We start from the raw sequence: 18,228 nt of genomic DNA, 5'->3' as shown, positions 1-18,228 counted from the left end.
CTATTCACTTCGTAATGATTTGACTGGGTTCAGCAAGGCCGCTTTGACGCTCTGGTAGCTTACGGTTAATAAAGCAATTCCCGTTGCCAGTACACCCGCCAGCACGAAGACCCACCACGGCATAGCAATCTTGTACGCAAACTCCTCCAGCCAGCGATTCATCACGTACCAGGCCAACGGCGAGGCAATGCCAATAGCGACGATCACGAGTTTAACGAAGTCTTTGGAAAGCAGGGCCACCACACTGGCAACGCTGGCTCCCAACACCTTCCGAACGCCAATTTCTTTCGTTCGCTGATGAGCCGTCAGGGTCGCCAGCCCAAACAAACCCAGGCAACTAATCAGGATCGCTACGGCAGTGGCCAGGTTCACAACCCGTGACAGTTGTAGTTCCTGCTTATAAAACTCCTCTAACGTCTGATCGTAGAATTGGTAGTCGAAAGGAGCCTCCGCGTAGAACTGTTTCCAGACACGACGTATTTCGTCAATGGTCGTTTGCCAGTCCGTGGGTCGACCCGATGTTAGCTTGATGTTGAACGTACTAAGATTATCCCGGTCAGTCATCAGCGCAACGGGTTGAATTTCTTCTTTGAACGAACGCGTGTGAAAATCGCGGACTACACCTACAATCGGCACCGTCCGGTTTGCATCGCCCCCATTCTCTTTCAAAAAAGCGCCAATAGCTTGCTGGGGATGGTCGAAGCCCAACGCCCGGACCGCCGTTTCGTTAAGGACATACTCCCGAATGGTGTCGCTGGGTTGCAGATTACGCCCGGCTAGCAACGGAATTTTGTAGAACGGAATGTAATCGGTATCAGCGTGTTTGCGAAAGAGGGTTAATTCAACCGTTCCCTTCTTCCCAACGTACTGGTGCACATTGCTCGAATACGAATTGGAAGCCAGTTGATCACCCAGACTAACAGCCGCCACACCCGGTATTCTCTGCAACTCCTGTTTCAGCGCTAATCGCTTGTCAATCCGCTGGTTTTCGATGCTTTTCCAAGGCAGTTGCGCCATCAATATCGCATCCCGAACAAAGCCCATGTCGGCCTGAAGCGAGTAGGTTAGCTGCTGGTTGACAATGAGAGCACCGACGATAAATAATTGAGCAACAAAGAACTGAAATACGATTAAACTCTTACGGAGCGTTAGCCGATTTTGGCCTTCCGTCAGCGTGTAGCCCGTCTGCCCGCGCAGGACGACGACGGGCTTGAACCGGGTAATCAGCCAGCCGGGATATAGACCAGCCAGCATCGTTACAACAGCCAGTAGCACAACCAGAAATAGTATCACGACCACCCAGTTCGTATGCTGATCCATGCCTTCGGGTACCAGATCGCTGAAGTTTGTAAAAAAGAGCCCGGAAAGACCGTATGCCAGAACGAACGCTAGCAGCGTAATGACCGCCGTTTCGCCCAGAAATTGCATGATCAGAGGACGGCGACGGCTACCGAGCGTTTTTCGAATCCCGATTTCGCGGGCTCTTTGTGGTATCTGCGCCGAAGCCAGATTGACGTAATTGATCACCGCTAGTGCCAGGATAAACCCGGCGAGTCCAATTAAGCCGTACAAAACGTTTTTATTGGCCCGGCGTTCGCGCTCGTGGTATTCTACGCCAAAGTGTAAATCGGCCAATGGCTGAACCAAGTGCCACCGTTTGAAATGACTCCATTTTTTCGTAGCCGCTTCGGAGTTCTTGCGTGATAGGTCATTCAATTGCCCTTCCAGCTGCTTATAATTTACTCCGGCCTGGACCATCAAATACAGTTGCGTACCAGAGTTAGTGTTGCTCCACTCTTCGGGACTAGCCACTTCCTTGAACGTCGAAACGGAGACAAACTCCTGCGCTCTAAAATCGGATGCGTAAGGCAGATCCGCAACGATCCCCGCTATCTGCATCTGAAGCGTATCCTCGTACACCAGCGTTCGGTTCAGCAGTTGCCGGGGCGATAAGCCGGGAAAATAGCGACTCGCCCGGCTTTGGGTCAGCACAACCTGCTTAGGACGGACCAGCGCGTGAGCCAGATCGCCGGAAAGCCATTGGTAAGGTACCATTCGAAAATAGTTGGTGTCCGTAGCCACAATGTCTTCAACGTCTTTAAATCGTACGGGTTTGCCCACTGCCTGCGGAATCTGTACCGACTCCATCCACTGTTTCCGTACGGGAATAGCTCGTTCTACGCCCTCGATCTGTTCACGTACCGCGTCGGCCATCGGCAGGGGCGATCCCGGATTTCTGACTTCTTTTCCGTCCACTTCATACCCACTTACCACCCGGACGATACGATCCCGATTCGGGTTTTGCGTATCGAAACTGAAATCGAACGCGACGATGCGGTAAATAATCCAGCAGGCACTAACGCCAATCGACAAGCCCACTACGTTTAAGGCCGTGAAAAGCCGGTTTCGCCACAATTGACGGCGGGCAATTTTTAGGTAGTTCCAGATCATCATGGGATGGAGAAAGTAAGGAGCAGAATATTCGTTTGATCGCTTCCGGCGGGCCAGCGGTCGCAGCAACTTCAGGACACTGAGGCAGTAGCGCGTGTCTGCTTTTCGCTTCCCCACCGTTTGTAGCCAATAAGCGTAGAGTTCGAGCAGGTCGCCCTGGACTTCTTCCTCCGTGTTAGGGTCCCCCCACCCTCTTAGTAGCGTCTGCGCCCAGCGGGGCGGATTAGGCTGGTTCATATCCATATCAGCCCCCCATCAGTTGAAGTGTTTGCGGAGGCAACGCACTCCACAACTGCTCGCGTACCTGTTTCACTTCCTGCAAGGCTTTCCGGCCCGCAGCGGTTACGGCGAAAAAGCGTTTTCGTCGGCCTCCACGTTCAGCCGTAGCACCGCCCATTGTAGACGATAGAAACCCTTTTTCTTCCAGTCGTTGCAGCGTGGTGTGAACCGTACTGAATCCAACCGCACGGCCCGTTTGCTGCTCGATCTCCTGCGTTACCGTAACGCCGTAAGCACTCTCATCGAGAATCGCGACGGCTAGTAGAACGACCTCTTCAAATTCACCCAGAAAAGCCCTTTTCATACTTTGACCTATTTTATACGATAATGCCGATCAAATGCGATGCCAATTAACTAATAAGCCTCTTGCGGGCTACATTGGTAGTTTTGGGTAAGATAACGCTGAAAACACTGTCCGTTTTTGGACAGCGTTTGTCCGCTTTACAGACAGTAAGGGAAAGACGCCTGACGAGTCATTGATGACTACGCAGGCGCCCTGGTTATTTCTACTCGGACCGCAAACTTTTGACGGGATTCGTCAGAGCCGCTTTTAGGCTTTGCATCGAGACGGTTACCAAAGCGATACCAGTTGTCAGTCCACCCGCCAGCGCAAACACCCACCATTCGATGTCAATTTTGTAGGCAAAATCCTGCAACCAGCTGTTCATCGCCCACCAGGCAATCGGAGAGGCAATGACGAGAGCAATACCGATTAGTTTGAGAAAATCGTGGGAAAGCAGCATGACGATTCCCGCGACACTAGCCCCTAGCACTTTCCGCACGCCGATTTCTTTAGTCCGTACCTCAACCGTGAACGTCATTAACCCGAGCAATCCCAGACAGGCGACTAAGAGCGTAAGTCCCGTAAAGCCGTTGAACAGCTGCATCAACCGCGTTTCAGAAGCATACAGTTTGTTATAGGCTTCATCCAGAAAATAATAGTCGAATGGGGATGTTGGCTGATGCGCGTTGTATAATTCTTTGAGGTGGTCCAGCGCTTGCGGCACGTTCGTCTGCGGGTTCAGCCGCACCAGAATATAGCCGCCATCCGCCAGCATCGTCCGGTTGGTATCGCTCACTACGGTCAGACGCATGGGTGATACGGGACCGTGCAGACTGCGCACGTGGAAATCGTTGACAACCCCGTCGGTTGGTTCATTTTTAAAGGGAGCCGCCTGCTGTCGCGGATCGTCGGCTATACCAGCTTCTTTGATAAGCGTTTGGTTGTAAATATTCAATTCCTTGGTTACCGGACCAGCCTCCCACCCCATTGGCGGGTACTGCCATCGGATTCCCATCATGGCAAAGAACGGCTTATCGACGGTCATGGAATTGACCATAAGCTGTTTCTTTGTTTTTTCAGCTTGCAGGAAATAGGTCATGATGTTGTTGGTGAACAACTGGGTGTTTGTAACGGCCACGTTTTCACTACCCGCCCATTGCCGAATTTTGTCCCGTAAGCCGGAAAACTGAGGCACCATATCGCCGTCTATGCGTAAGCCGACAACCTGCGCCCGGTCAATACCCAGGCTCTTTGTCCGTAAAAACTGCATTTGCGTGTAAAGCACGACACTGCAAATCAGGAGTCCAATCGAGGCCGTAAACTGAACTGTCGTGAAGACCCGACGCACGCTGGCACCACTCTGCCGCGAACTGACATTTCCCTTCAGAACAAGGGCCGGTCGGAAACCGGACAACAACAAGGCCGGATAGCTTCCTGACAATAGCGAACAACTCAACCACAAGCCAATCATTACACCCCAATAAGGTCCCTGCGTCAGAACGCGCTTGTCCATGTGCAGGTCAAGCGCCTGATTCGCCCACGGGAAAAGCACCTGAAGCAGGATCAGTGACAGTAGAAAGGCCAGCGTTGTTGTCAAAAATGACTCCACAAAGAATTGCGAGATTAGTTCGCTACGTTGTCCGCCGATTGCTTTTCGAACACCCACCTCACGAGCACGTTTCGTTGCACGAGCAGTCGTTAGACTAACGTAGTTGATCACCGCTAACACCAGAATCACCAAAGCGACCGTCAACAAAATGTACAGCGACTGCCGCTCATTGCGAGCACCGTCACCGTGTCCACCCAGGTGAAGCGTTGGCAGTGGTTCAAGAAAGATCTTTGCGGACGCATCAACAAAATTGACGCCTACTTTTACTTTATCCAGTTTCTTTTCGACCTGACTCACTTTAGCACCTTGGCGCAGCACCAGATACGTAGTCAAGAAGCCGGTTCGCTGGTATGTATCCTGATGCCGGGCACCAAGGGCTGGCATGGAATTTAGCGACACCAACCCGTTGAACTGAATTACCGAATTGGTTGGCAGATCGTCAAGAACACCCGACACTGTGAATGGGTATTGTTTATCGAAAATAAGCGTTTTACCTACCGGGTTCTGCGCACCAAAATATTTCTCGGCCAACTGACGCGTCAACACCATTCGACTCGGTTCGCTCAGTGCGGTTTTCGCATCACCATGAAGCAACCTCAGCCCCATCACCGACAGCATCGACTGATCAGCAAAACCAATGGCAGACTCTTTGAAGCGGTGGTTTTGATCCGACTGCAACACAACCTCACCCAAACCCGCCGAAAAACGAACGACCGCTTCGGCTTCCGGAATCTGCTGTTGAATAGCTCGCCCAAACGATTCGTGCAATCCAGAGAAGGTAACCTCCTGATCACCGTACTTGGCAACCGATACGATCTGGTACGTACGGTCGGCAAAAGGCTCGAAACGATCATAATGGAATTCGTGCCACACGTAGAGCGCAATGAACATACTCACGGCCAGACCAACGGTTAGTCCTGTGATATTTATCAAGCTAAACAACTGATTCTTCCACAATTGGCGGAGGGCAATAGCAACGTAATTTCGAATCATGGCTGCGTTTAGGAAAAAAGTGGATGGATCATTACGCTGTCTTCGCTTCATAAAAGACGACCCTCCAGTCTGGGACCGTCCAGTCCGGGACCGTCCAGCCAGTGGCCTGATAAACCCCAGTACATCCCGCCAGTAGCGCCAGCGCGCGCGCCGTTCGCCAACTCGCTGAACCTGATAGGCAAACTCCTCGTGCAAGTCGCCCTGCACTTCTTCCAGTAGATACGGATCGCAGAAAAACCGAAGCAGTCGATCGGCGAAGCGAGGTGGGGTGGGTGTCATAAGCTCGTAACCAGTTTGAACGGACTAATCAGGCGGGTCCACAAACTCGCCCGCACATCCTGAATTTCTTGCATGGTCCGACGCCCATAGGCCGTGACCGTAAATAACCGCTTACGACGCCCACCCCGCTCGGCGGTGGGCTCCCCCATTTCTGATTTTACCATACCTTTCTCTTCCAGCCGTTGCAGTGCCGCGTGAATCTGATTCAACCGCACCGACCGGCCCGTCTCCCCGATAATCTCGTGCGTGATGGCTACCCCATAAGCCCGGTGTTCCAGTTCCAGCACGGCAACCGTCAGCAAAACCACTTCTTCAAACTCGCCCAAGTACGTGCGTTTCATTCCATCGGCAGGGTTACTTCTATTTTTGCTGAGCAAATGACCGGCCAGAAAACGAAAAAGCGGCTCAGATACGTCTGAGCCGCTTTTTATCACCTTGACAACAAAAACCAATGTCCGATTATGGACAATTAACCGTCCTGAACCGGACGAGCTTACAACCGGCTAGAACACTCGATTTCAGCGTCGATTATTCGCTTCGCAAACTTTTGACTGGGTTTACCCGAGCGGCTTTCACACTCTGTAAACTAACAGTCAGAAAGGCAATTCCCGTTGCCAGTACACCCGCCAGCGCGAACATCCACCACGACAAATCAATCCGGTAGGCAAAATCCTGTAGCCACTGGTTCATGGCCCACCACGCAATGGGCGAAGCAACGACAATAGCCAGGAGGACCAGTTTCAGAAAATCACCCGAAAGCAGCGAAACGATACTCGCTACCGATGCCCCCAATACTTTCCGAACGCCAATCTCTTTTCGTCGCTGTACTACCGCGTAAGAAACCAACCCGTATAAGCCCAGACAGCAAATCAGAATGGCAATGCCCGCAAAAATGTTTACTAATCGAAAGACCAGGCTTTCCGTTTCGTAGAATTTAGCCAGTTGTTCGTCCAGATAGCTGTATTCGAAAACTTCGTTCGGGAATAATTGCTCCCAGGTTTTTCTGATCTGATCAAGCGTCTGTTCCGAATTTTGTCCAGACACGCGAATGCCCGCCTGCCTAAAGAAAGGTGCGTAACTGGCGATCAGGCAAGGGCCTATTTGTTCGTGGAGTGAACGCTGATGAAAGTCCTTAACAACACCGACAATGGGCAAGGGCACTTTCGACAGATGATAGTGCAGTTTACGGCCCAGAATCTGCTGCGGGTTGCGCACGCCAATTTTCTGTAGAAACGCTTCGTTGACCAGATACTCCTGAATGGTATCACTCTGGATAATATTACGTCCGGCAACCAGCCGTAAGCCATATGTGTTCAGATAATTGGCATCCGCAATTCGTTCGCGGATGGGGTAAGCCTCCCAATCCGCTTTATTATCTAGCTTGAATGAACCGCCATACAGTAACCGCCCCGAAGGTGGATCACGACTAACGCTAACCGATTTGATTTCTGGATACTGTAGCAGTTCATTGCGGAGTGTTTCTAGTCGATTTTTCTGATTATCGGGAAGCGCCACCATAACGACGTTATCTTTGTTGAACCCCAGATCAGCCTCGCGCATGTACCGCACTTGCGTAGCGACGACCATAGCCCCGACAATCAACGCCTGGCAAACAACGAACTGAACGACGATCAATCCCTGGCGCAGCGAATAATTGCCCCCAGCCCGAGCAGGTAAACTTCCTTTCAAAGCCGCCCAGGGACTGAACCCTGACAACACCGCAGCCGGATAGCCGCCCGCCAGCCCAACAATACTACCGAACAGCAACACCACAAATCCGATCGTTGGCCAGTCCAGTTGAAGCGCTAATTGACTGGATAGCCATTGGTTGAATAACGGTAGTGTCACCAGAACCAACAGGAGCGCAAGAATCGCAGCCGCCACCACAATAAGGACGGTTTCGAATAAAAACTGTCGCACCAATTGCCCGCGCGTACTGCCGAGCGTTTTACGAATACCAACCTCCTTACTTCGCCGGATTGCCTGAGCCGTCGCCAGATTGACGAAATTGATGCAGGCCGTCAGCACCAGAAACAAGCCGACCAGACCCAGCGACCACAGCAGCGAGGAACGAACTGCCCCGCCTACAATTCGTTTGACATCGAAATGGACATCTGCAAGGGGCTGAAAATGAAACCGGTAAAACCGGGCCATTTTACCGAACTGTGTCTTTAGCAGGGCGGGCATGGCAGCCTCCATTTCTGCACCCGATTCCGGACTTTTGAGCGCAACGAAAATGCGGTCTGTGCTGTTGATATTTCCCCAATCCTGTCGGTCATAACCGGGATCGAGCTGTCCAATCGTCGGCAACGAAACAAAAAGATTGATGTCGGTATCGGTCGTTTTAGGCGGATCAGCGAGAATACCGGTTACGGTAGCATCGGCCCGGTGGTTCAGATTCAGCGTTTGGCCCATCGGATCAGCGTTGCCAAAATACCGTCTGGCCCACGACTCGGTCAGGACAACGCTATTGGGTTCGCGAAGCGCCGTTTTCGGGTTACCCCGTACCCACTGATAATCCAGAATACCAAACAATTCGGGCTCGACAAATGCCGTGCTTTTATGTTCCAGAAAACGGACTGGCGTCGTTTGATCGGACCGTTGTATACTGACCGTCAACTCACGAATCATTTTCAGGTAAGCCGCCTGTTCCACCGGCGCGTAGGCGGTGCGCAGCTTTTGTGCCATCGGCAGGGGCGCTTCAGGATAGTATTCGACCGAGCCATCCTCGAGGTGCAAATCGGTGACTACCCGAAAGATACGGTCGAATTTAGCATGGTGCCGATCTGTACTCAGATGATAATGAATAAACAGAAAAATAAGCAGACCACCCGCCATACCGACCGTAAGGCCAACTACATTGAGTAGCGTGTAAGACCGTTGCGAACGCAACGTGCGCAGGGCAATTTTAGCGTAGTTCTGAATCATCGTGCACGGACATTACCAAGTACTAGCAAGGTACGTGCAAACCTGTTTATCAGCGTGTTAAAAAACGTTAAGCTTATTAGTCAGAACGCAACGACTTCACCGGATTCAGTAGAGCCGCCTTTACGCTTTGAAAACTGACCGTAATGAGTGCAATGCCGATAGCCAGTATGCCCGCCAGCGCAAACACCCACCACTCGATAGCGACTCGATAGGCAAATCCCTGTAACCACTGATTCATAGCGTACCACGCAATAGGAACGGCTACGACAATAGCCACCAGCACGAGCTTTAAGAAATCTTTAGACAGCAATCCGACAATGCTGAATACGGATGCGCCCAGCACCTTGCGAACGCCAATTTCTTTGGTGCGCTGAACAGTTGTGTAAGCCGACAAGCCAAACAGACCCAGGCACGCCAAGAAGATCGATAAAAAAGCAAAAACGCTGAAAATACGTCCGGTACGCGTTTCGGCGGCATACATTTTATCAAATTCTTCATCCATAAACGCATACGTGAATGGCCGGTTCGGGATGAGCGTCCGCCATTTGCTTTCCAGAAATTGGAGCGTATTGCTCAACTGATTACCCGAGAGCTTGACGAGCAGAATTTCACCACCGTTCTGCGGGAAAAGTGCCATTGGGCCAATTTTTTGTTTCATGGACGCAAAGTGAAAGTCGGACACAACACCCTTGACCAGACCCAGTCGCCCGCTTACATCGAGCCGCTGGTTGATGGCTTGCTGCGGGGTCCAGCCTAGCTCTTTCACCGCCGATTCGTTCAGAATAAATCGGCTGCGCGTCAGGCTATCATTATCCGAACGCGCAATGCGGTCCATATCCACCGCATTTAAATCGCTACCCGCAATGAGATGCAAGCCCGTTGTTTTCACAAAATCCTCGTCAATGGTCAGCCCGGTCACCATCTTACGCTGGCCTTCCGGCATACCCGGCTGGCGCATCGCATAGCCACCGCCTACGAACACCGGCGAATTGGACGCCAAGGAAACATGCTGTACATCCGCGTTTTGCCTAAACTCACTTTTGATGGCACTTATTTTTTCGTTGACCTCCCTGTCGACGGGTAATAAGAGGACATGGTCTTTATTGTAGCCTAACTTTTTTTGCTGAACGAATTGCAACTGGTTCCGAACGAGTAACGTACAGACAATCAGGATTGCCGTGATGGCAAACTGAAACACAATCAACGCCCGCCGAAACTGCCCCGCACCTGTTGTTTTCAAATGACCTTTCAACACACGAATTGGCTGAAAGCCGGACAACACCAACGCCGGATAACTGCCGGCTAGTAAGCTGACCAGCACACTAGCACCCAACAACACCAGCCCGTTTTCCGGCTTAAAGAAAACATCGATGGCGAAATGGCGATCTGACACGCTGTTGAAAAGCGGTAAGGTCAAACAGGCCAATAACACCGCGAGTAGTGTGGCTACTGCGGTAACGATAACCGACTCGCCAATGAACTGTCCGAACAGTTGCCCGCGCATTGCACCCATCACTTTCCGAACGCCCACTTCCTGCGCCCGTTCGACGGCCCGCGATGTAGCCAGGTTGATGTAATTAACGCAGGCGATGAGCAGAATCAACACCGCAATGGCCCCAAAGATGTAGATGTAGGTTAAATCACCGTTGGGTTCAAAATTCCCTTCCACGTCAGAATGTAGGTGTACCCGCCGAATTGGTTCAAGATTGTACGTGAGGTAATCACTGGCTGACGGTGTTTCATCAGGAAACTGGGTCTTCATAAAGGCCGGTATCTTCGCCTGTAAAGCGGCTATATCGTCGGGCTTACGAAGCAGTAAATATGTGGCGTAGTTAGCGGAGTACCACTCTTCGGTTTTGGCAGCGGGCAATGTAGCAAACGAGGTCAGCAGGTCGTATTTAATCTGTGAATTAGCCGGACAATCGGCCACCACGCCCGTTACGGAATAATCCCGAAAAGAGCCGCCGGTATTGATGCGAAGGGACTTTCCGATTGGGTTTTCCATGCCAAAATAAGTACGGGCTTTTGTTTCAGACAGTACAACGAGGTTTGGCCCGGCCAGTGCAGTTTGCGGATTTCCTTTGAGCAGGGGAAAGGAAAACATCGTGAAGAAAGTAGAATCCGCGAACACAACGCGTTTTTCGCTGAACTGCTGGTCCCCTTTGATCACCACCGCATCCCGGTTGATCATCCGAACGCCCAATTCAACTTCAGGAAATTGACGACCAAATTCGGGGGCTACTTTCGTGCCGGTCTCTGGTACTTTACCGACCTTGCCTTCCATGCTGTATTCCATCGTCACCCGGACGATTCGATCCGCTTTCTGCTGAAAGTCATCGTAGCTCAGTTCATGCGCAATGTACACGAACAGTAACAGGCACGACGCCAGTCCGACCGCCAGACCAATGATATTAATACCAGCGAAAACCCTGTTTGTCACCAGGTTCCGAACGGCAATTTTGAGATAGTTTCTAAGCATAAGCTACACGTAAAGTACTCTAGAATGTCATTTTCAGATTGTTTTTGTCATTCCGAGGAACGAGGAACCTCCGCACGGCACAAAAAATAGGCGAGCGCGAAGAGTCCTCGTTCCTCGGAATGACAAAAAAAAGAGATTGACTAAAATTAATAGTACCCGTTTATTCTGCCCGCAGACTCTTCACGGGATTCATCAGGGCGGCTTTGATGCTTTGGAAACTCACCGTCAGCAGGGCAATACTGACGGCTACCGTTCCTGCCAGCGCAAACACCCACCACTCCAGATTAACTTTATAGGCGAAATCAGCGAGCCATTGGGTCATAGCCCACCACGCAATGGGTGAAGCCAGTACGATGGCGATCAATACCAGTTTAAGAAAGTCTTTGGACAGAAGCCCAACAATGCTGAAAGTCGTGGCTCCTAATACCTTCCGAACCCCGATTTCTTTCGTACGCTGTTCAGCCATAAAGGCCGCCAGTCCGAACAGTCCCAGGCAGGCGATCAGTACAGCCAGCAAGGCAAACGTCAGCGCAATGCTTCCAACCCGCTGTTCAGTCCGGTACATCTCGTCGAAACTGTCGTCCATGAACTGATAGCTAAACGGCTGACCGGGGGCAAGCCCTTTCCATTTGGCTTCGATCTGTTGCAGCAATGCGGGTAGATCGGTACTGCTAAGCCGGAACGAGACCGCACCCGTACTAGGCTCAAGGACTAACGACAAGGCACCAATGTTACGGCGAAGCGACTCGAAGTGAAAATTTTTGACGATACCCAGGACCGTGTACGTCTTCAATACCGTGTTTTGCGGATTATCGAAGGTTGCGATACGTTTACCAATGATATTTTTTCCGCCAAACAGTTTAGCCGCTGTCTCATTCAGGATGATGCCCGACGAATCGGAGCCAAACCCCCGCGAGAAATTTCGTCCGTTGGTTAGCTGCATACCAAGCGTTTGCACATAATCGTAATCGACAAGCCATTTTTGCATACTAACCGCTTTCTTCTGATCGACCTGCCCTTCCGGAAAAAACGACTGGTCGCTTCGATCGGATGGCGTTGGCAAATAGCCCGACATACTGCCGCTAACGACGCCCGGCAGCCGCAGCACTTCCTGCCTGAACGTTTCGGCTTGCTTGTTGAGCGCGTAGGCATCGTTGATCTTCAGCACCCGCTCCCGGTTGAAGCCCAGATTTTTGGTTCGAATGTACGTTAGCTGACGATAGACGATGATGGTGCCGACAATCAGGATAATCGACATCATAAATTGAAACACGACCAGGCCGCTTCGTAATCCGGCGCTTCGGAAACTCACGTTCAGTTTACCTTTTAAAACGGTAATCGGACGAAACGACGACAGAAACAAAGCCGGATAAATACCCGCCAGTAAGCCAACGCTTATCGGTAAAACGACCAGGATAGACAGCATAACCGGCGACATCAGTTGCTCAATACGCATCTCTTTGGCGGCCAGTGCGTTAAAGCCGGGCAAGGCGATACCGACGATTACCAACGCTACCAGCATCGCCAGTACGGTTGTTAAGACCGACTCGGTCATAAACTGACCAACTAATTGATTACGCTCCGATCCGAGAACCTTCCGAACACCCACTTCCCGCGCCCGGTTGGCCGAACGGGCCGTAGCCAGATTCATGAAATTGATGCAGGCGATCAGCAGAATGAAAAGCGCCACCGCCGAGAAAATGTAGACGTACTGAATATCGCCGTTGGGGGCTAGTTCGATCTGTTGTTTTGAGCGAAGATGAATGTCGGTGAGCGGTGTCATCCAGTAGTTCAGCCGGTTCCCTGATTTTCGAAATTGATCGATGGTAACACCAACCATCTGCTGGGCCTGTGGTCCGGCGTATTTCTGAATGACGGTCTCGAAATTTTGGGCAAAAACGGCAGGGTCCGTACCGGGTTTCAGCACAATATACGTATGATAATTATTGCTCAACCACTGCCCCCAGGGGTACTTGTCACTGAGCATGGTCACGAAAAAATCACTGTGGAAATGCGCGTTCTTCGGCATATCCTGCATCACTCCTGATACGCGATACGATTCGTTATTATCAAACACCAGAATCTGTCCGACCGGGTTTTGCTTCCCGAAGTGTCGCTTGGCAGCCGACTCACTGATGACGACGGTATTGGGTTCAGCCAGTGCTCGTTTAGGATCACCCGTCAGCAGGGGTAGCGTGAATACGTCAAACAGGGTAGAATCGGCAAACGTGATGTTATCTTCCCGCAAATTCGTTGGGCTACCAGCCCGCTTGACCAACCATGTACCCCGTTGGTGCAGGCGGACAAATTGCTCGACCTGCGGGTAATCTTTCTTGAGCGTTGGCCCCATTGGATCGGGCGTTACGGCAAGGTGAACATCGTTACCGCCGAACTTGATATCGGCCTGCACCCGGTAGATTCGATCGGCTTTCGTGTTGTACCGGTCATAGCTTAGCTCATCGAGCACATACAGCGTAATGAGCAGACAGCATGCCAGGCCGACCGCCAGGCCAGCGATGTTGATAAAGGTGAGACCGCGCTGTTTTTGAAGCGTTCGCCAGGCAATTTTGAGATAGCTTGTCAACATGAGGTTGCAAATTTATAGGCCCGTTTCCTCCACCGACCGTCGCCAACAGCCAACATCGTCCCGAAGAAATTACCCGCATGATGTGGTTGCAGTTTCGCTTGTATAGTCTCGGCAAACGAATTGATTGTCCATGAAGAATCAGGGAGCAAGATTACGCTTGCTCCCGGTGGCCCTTCTGAAGGTCGTATTTTTTATTGATTCACGGATTTAAGGCCCAGGCTACGCTCCGTTTCCCGGATGATCGCTTTCTTTTCACGGTCGCTTTTGCCGAGTACATTGGCCGTACGCTCAAACACGAGCTCGTCGCCATCCCGTTGAAACGTATACTGCATCCATAGCCGCCCGTTCTCTTTGTCTTCCCGGTGAATAACCGACAAAGGTGTAGTATCGCTCGCCGAAAGCTCACCCGTCGCTTTGGCCACCGCCGTTTCATCGCGACTCTCGGTAGTGCTGGTCGTAACGCTGACGGTATAACTCGATTCCTCCTGTTTTTTTCTGGGCTTCGCGTCGTGTCTGCGTTCGTTGAACATTCCAGCATACCGCCCCTCAAAGGCCTGATCTAGTGAATCGAGGATGTGATTTTCTAGTGCTTTGACAGCTCTGGCGTCCATTTCTGACACGTCGAAGGAACGGTTGTAATGAACCGAATGCTCCCCCTGTTGCGCATCAACACGAATACGAAGTTGCTGACCGTCGGTCGTCACTTCTTTACTAAACGACGACCGTTGCGCCATTGCGCTAAAGCCGATTACAAGAAGGGATAATGTAAGTAGCGTTTTCATAATCGGCAATGGGTAGGTCTTAATTAGAAGGCTTATGCGTAGCTATTCAAAGCCAGGATCATGCCAGACCAACAACTTACTATTAATCAGACCATTAACTAGAAAACGACATAAAAAATGTCCGATACCGGACATTTTCGTACGGCTGTGGACACTAGCCCAGACTCCAGCAATCAAGAATACGTAGCGGCAACTATAGAAATAATTTTAAAGGTAAAAAGTGCGAATATCGTACTTTACCTGTTCAACCAATTACAGTTCGTGGCATGGGTTTATTCTCCGCACTATTAGGCAACGCAGGTACCGTAACACCTGAATCACTCAGTAAAGAATACGGGCATTTACTGTCGGACAGCGAAGTCATTGAAATTGGCTTTACGCTTGTCCGAGACATGTTTATGTTCACCAACAAACGGTTAATCCTGGTCGATAAGCAAGGTGTTACGGGCCGTAAAATCGATTACCTGTCTATTCCGTATAGGGCCATCACGCGCTTCAACATCGAAACAGCCGGACATTTAGATCTGGACGCGGAGTTGAAAATATGGATCTCGAGTGAACAGACGCCCAGCATCACCAAGAAGTTCAACAAGAGCGTAAATATCTACGATCTGCAAAAAGTCCTGGCTAACCACGTCCTGGGGTAAAGCCTGTTCGTAGACGAGTATGATCGACCGCGCATCCCACACGCCTGTCAGATTTGCTGTGAACGGTGGTGTCGGCGGGGCCGCCCGCGCGGTTCTTAAAACATCACGTATTGTCCGGAATCCGTAAAATACGTGATGTGATGCTGGGTGAGTGGTGTCGGTTTTGAGAAACCGACACTCGGCGTCAACAATCCGTGTCGGTTTTGAGAAACCGACACTCGGCGTCAACAATCCGTGTCGGTTTTGAGAACCGCGCGGGCGGCCCCGCCGACACCACCGTTCACGGCAATCAATCCTACCTGAATTATATATTTTTTGACACAAATGTAATAGCCTCACGGAAAACTACCTGTTACTTTTACGCACTGATTTTTCGTTAAACAGAAAGCCTGGATACAATTGTGTCCAGGCTTTTTTTAAGAACAATAAACAGTATTTCTTTCCGAAGGCGTAGACCAGTGGTTATTTACTCACTACGGAGCGATTTAACCGGATTCATTAAAGCGGCTTTGATACTCTGGAAACTCACCGTCAGGAGCGCAATCACGATAGCGAGAATTCCCGACAGCGCAAACACCCACCACTCGATGTCAATTTTGTAAGCGAAATCGGCCAGCCATTGATCCATCGCGTACCAGGCAATCGGCGATGCGATGATAATAGCCGCAATGACCAGTTTGAGAAAATCGCGGGAGAGCAGTCCGACAATGCTAAACACCGACGCACCCAGCACTTTCCGAACGCCGATCTCTTTGGTCCGCTGCCGAATGGTAAGCAAAGCAATCGCGAACAGACCCATGCACGACAGCACGATAGCAATACCGGCGGCCGATGAGAAGATATTTGCCAGTCGTCGTTCTCGTTTGTACCAGCGTTCGGTGTTTTCGTCCAGAAACGAGCCGATAAATTCTTGTTTGGGCGCTATCAATTTCCAGGATGCCTTAATGGTTTCCATCGCGCCCGTTAGATTCTGGGGGTTCACCCGCACGAGAATGTACTGAATGGGCAAGCTCGACTGCATTTGTAAAGCAATGGGTTTTGCTTCCTGGTGCAGCGAGTATAGATTGAAGTCCGCAACGACACCAACGATCTGGAACGTCTTATTGTCAGGCTTGATAAACTTGCCCACCGGATTCGTTTCGCCTAACGCCTTGGCCATGCTTTGCGTAATCAGCACGCTCGAGCTGGAGTCGGTGCTGAAACTAGGGCTAAAGTCGCGTCCTTGCAGCAGCTTGATACCCATTGTTTTCAAATAATCCGTATCGACGCGTAGCCAGTCACAACTGACGTCGCGTTTACCGTACATAAATCCGTATATGGACCGCGACGAACTCCCGTCGAGCCCCGCGCCAATGTTGACGCCGGAACCCGACACAGCCACGATGTTGGGTTGATTGGACAGCCGGTCGCGCATGGTTTTCAGTACGTCGTTGCCGTTTAGTCCGTTGCCGACCGGTATGCTAACGACCTGCTCTTTATCCAGCCCCACCGGTTTCTGCTGAAGGTACGTAATCTGCTGGCGGACAATAACGGTACAGACAATCAGCAGACAGGCTATTGTGAACTGCGTTACGATCAGTGAATTACGCAGTAATCCGGGACGGCTCACTTTCACTTTTCCTTTAAGCACTTCCACCGCATTGAAGCGGGTTACAAACCAGGATGGATAACCGCCCGCGACCAAGGTGATCAGCAAAAAGCCCAGGATCGTTGTCAACAAAACGGTTGGCTGGAGAAAGTCGGACAGCGTCAGCTGGCTTCTGAACAGCCGATTGAATACCGGTAGCAGACCATAAGCCAGACCTAACCCGATGAGCAACGCACCGAAACACAGTAGCACGGTTTCGCCCCAGATCTGGCCGAACAGTTGCCCCCGCTGCGCCCCCAGCGACTTCCGTACCCCGACTTCCCGCGCCCGAGAAAGCGACTGCGCAATGGTCAGGTTGATGAAATTGATGCAGGCAATCGCCAGAATGAACAGGCCAACGAGCATCAGCGTGAATACGTAGGTGCGGCTGATACCGGCACCATGCGTCGTTTCAGTGTCGAAGTGAACGTCCAGCAGCGGTTGAAGTATCAGGCTTCGCTGAAAACCCAGTTCATTTTTCGGGTACCCCTGCTCCTGCCGTTCCTTCATATCGGAAGCAAAATACTTGTTCATCAGCGCCTGCGTACGTCGTTGCAGCGTTTGCGGGTCCGTACCGGGCTTTAGCTTGACGTAAACATCATGGCTACCGTGATCCCAGCGGCCTTTATTATCGGCATAGTCGCCCGCGTTCTCACTCCGAATAAACGCATCATATTCGAACGACGAGTTTTTTGGGGCATTGTTGATAACACCGGTTACGGTAAATGCCTTCCATTCATTGTTTAGCCGTAGTTGAAGTGGTTTACCGACAGGGTCTTCGCTACCAAAAATATCTTTGGCCATGTTTCCGCTGATGACGATATCACTTAGGCTGTTCATAGCCGTCCGGGTATTTCCCTTCTGGAGCGGAAACGTAAACATGTGCAGGAAATCGGCGTCTACCATCCGAACATCTTTGGTGTACGTCTGGTCATTCCGTCGAACGCTCGCGCTCCGATCAAACCAGCGCGTCACCCCTTCTAGTTCGGGGAATTCGGCTTTCAGCGCGGGCGAAATCGGGAAAGGCATAGGCGACTCTTTGTTAACCGAACCATCCCGATTTGACGACAGGAAATGCAGCCGAAAAATCCGGTTTGAATCGGTATGAAAGTGGTCGTACGACAGTTCGAAAGTAGCCGTCAGAAACAACAGGATGCATGTGCCAAACGCCACCGACAAGCCAATGACATTGATAAAGGTGTGCGTTCGGTTTTTCCAAAGCGTTCGGAAAGCAACCTTGAGGTAGTTACGAAGCATAAACGGTATGATAATAGGCCATACTTG

The 18,228-nt window shown here is 51.1% G+C and carries 10 protein-coding genes; 1 reads left to right on the top strand and 9 read right to left on the bottom strand.

All coding sequences use genetic code 11. The features are described 5' to 3' along the window. The 8 genes from LQ777_RS04460 to LQ777_RS04425 all read right to left on the bottom strand — a co-directional run bounded on the left by LQ777_RS04460 (window position 1) and on the right by LQ777_RS04425 (window position 14,670). Window positions 1-2,694, bottom strand: coding sequence for an FtsX-like permease family protein (locus tag LQ777_RS04460; protein ID WP_232561320.1), 2,694 nt, complete (start codon window positions 2,692-2,694; stop codon window positions 1-3). 1 nt (window position 2,695) lies between these two features. After that, complete coding sequence (locus LQ777_RS04455; RefSeq protein WP_232561319.1) at window positions 2,696-3,034, bottom strand: PadR family transcriptional regulator; 339 nt, start codon at window positions 3,032-3,034, stop codon at window positions 2,696-2,698. Window positions 3,035-3,236: 202 nt separating this feature from the next. Then, window positions 3,237-5,894, bottom strand: a complete 2,658-nt coding sequence (locus tag LQ777_RS04450; RefSeq protein ID WP_232561318.1) for a permease prefix domain 2-containing transporter — start codon at window positions 5,892-5,894, stop codon at window positions 3,237-3,239. Next, complete coding sequence (locus LQ777_RS04445) at window positions 5,891-6,235, bottom strand: PadR family transcriptional regulator (protein WP_232561317.1); 345 nt, start codon at window positions 6,233-6,235, stop codon at window positions 5,891-5,893. The genes LQ777_RS04450 and LQ777_RS04445 overlap by 4 nt, the downstream gene beginning before the upstream one ends. Window positions 6,236-6,422: 187 nt before the next feature. Next, complete coding sequence (locus LQ777_RS04440) at window positions 6,423-8,822, bottom strand: FtsX-like permease family protein (protein ID WP_232561316.1); 2,400 nt, start codon at window positions 8,820-8,822, stop codon at window positions 6,423-6,425. A gap of 76 nt (window positions 8,823-8,898) precedes the next feature. Then, window positions 8,899-11,301 (bottom strand): ABC transporter permease, encoded by a 2,403-nt coding sequence (locus LQ777_RS04435; RefSeq protein ID WP_232561315.1) that lies wholly within the window; start codon window positions 11,299-11,301, stop codon window positions 8,899-8,901. Window positions 11,302-11,461: 160 nt separating this feature from the next. Then, on the bottom strand, window positions 11,462-13,888 hold the full coding sequence (locus LQ777_RS04430; protein WP_232561314.1) for an ABC transporter permease: 2,427 nt from the start codon (window positions 13,886-13,888) through the stop codon (window positions 11,462-11,464). Between the two features lie 191 nt (window positions 13,889-14,079). Beyond that, window positions 14,080-14,670: a hypothetical protein gene (locus LQ777_RS04425; protein WP_232561313.1), complete on the bottom strand. Its 591-nt coding sequence runs from the start codon at window positions 14,668-14,670 to the stop codon at window positions 14,080-14,082. A gap of 266 nt (window positions 14,671-14,936) precedes the next feature. Between LQ777_RS04425 and LQ777_RS04420 the strand changes: the two genes are divergently transcribed. Continuing rightward, window positions 14,937-15,317 carry a PH domain-containing protein gene (locus tag LQ777_RS04420; RefSeq protein WP_232561312.1) on the top strand — a complete coding sequence of 127 codons (381 nt, stop codon included), beginning with the start codon at window positions 14,937-14,939 and terminating at the stop codon, window positions 15,315-15,317. A gap of 466 nt (window positions 15,318-15,783) precedes the next feature. Here the strand turns inward: LQ777_RS04420 and LQ777_RS04415 are convergent, their stop codons facing one another. Then, window positions 15,784-18,201: an ABC transporter permease gene (locus LQ777_RS04415; RefSeq protein WP_232561311.1), complete on the bottom strand. Its 2,418-nt coding sequence runs from the start codon at window positions 18,199-18,201 to the stop codon at window positions 15,784-15,786. Window positions 18,202-18,228: the final 27 nt, after the last annotated feature.

Source organism: Spirosoma oryzicola, assembly GCF_021233055.1.
Taxonomy (GTDB): Bacteria; Bacteroidota; Bacteroidia; order Cytophagales; family Spirosomataceae; genus Spirosoma; species Spirosoma oryzicola.
Note: the sequence above shows the minus strand (reverse complement) of the source record. Positions and strands in the feature narration are given on the sequence as shown.

What these genes read in the sequence shown, in the direction of transcription:
- LQ777_RS04460 (WP_232561320.1), bottom strand. Translation starts at nt 2,694, where the DNA reads ATGGATATGAACCAGCCTAATCCGCCCCGCTGGGCGCAGACGCTACTA.
- LQ777_RS04455 (WP_232561319.1), bottom strand. Translation starts at nt 3,034, where the DNA reads ATGAAAAGGGCTTTTCTGGGTGAATTTGAAGAGGTCGTTCTACTAGCC.
- LQ777_RS04450 (WP_232561318.1), bottom strand. Translation starts at nt 5,894, where the DNA reads ATGACACCCACCCCACCTCGCTTCGCCGATCGACTGCTTCGGTTTTTC.
- LQ777_RS04445 (WP_232561317.1), bottom strand. Translation starts at nt 6,235, where the DNA reads ATGAAACGCACGTACTTGGGCGAGTTTGAAGAAGTGGTTTTGCTGACG.
- LQ777_RS04440 (WP_232561316.1), bottom strand. Translation starts at nt 8,822, where the DNA reads ATGATTCAGAACTACGCTAAAATTGCCCTGCGCACGTTGCGTTCGCAA.
- LQ777_RS04435 (WP_232561315.1), bottom strand. Translation starts at nt 11,301, where the DNA reads ATGCTTAGAAACTATCTCAAAATTGCCGTTCGGAACCTGGTGACAAAC.
- LQ777_RS04430 (WP_232561314.1), bottom strand. Translation starts at nt 13,888, where the DNA reads ATGTTGACAAGCTATCTCAAAATTGCCTGGCGAACGCTTCAAAAACAG.
- LQ777_RS04425 (WP_232561313.1), bottom strand. Translation starts at nt 14,670, where the DNA reads ATGAAAACGCTACTTACATTATCCCTTCTTGTAATCGGCTTTAGCGCA.
- LQ777_RS04420 (WP_232561312.1), top strand. Translation starts at nt 14,937, where the DNA reads ATGGGTTTATTCTCCGCACTATTAGGCAACGCAGGTACCGTAACACCT.
- LQ777_RS04415 (WP_232561311.1), bottom strand. Translation starts at nt 18,201, where the DNA reads ATGCTTCGTAACTACCTCAAGGTTGCTTTCCGAACGCTTTGGAAAAAC.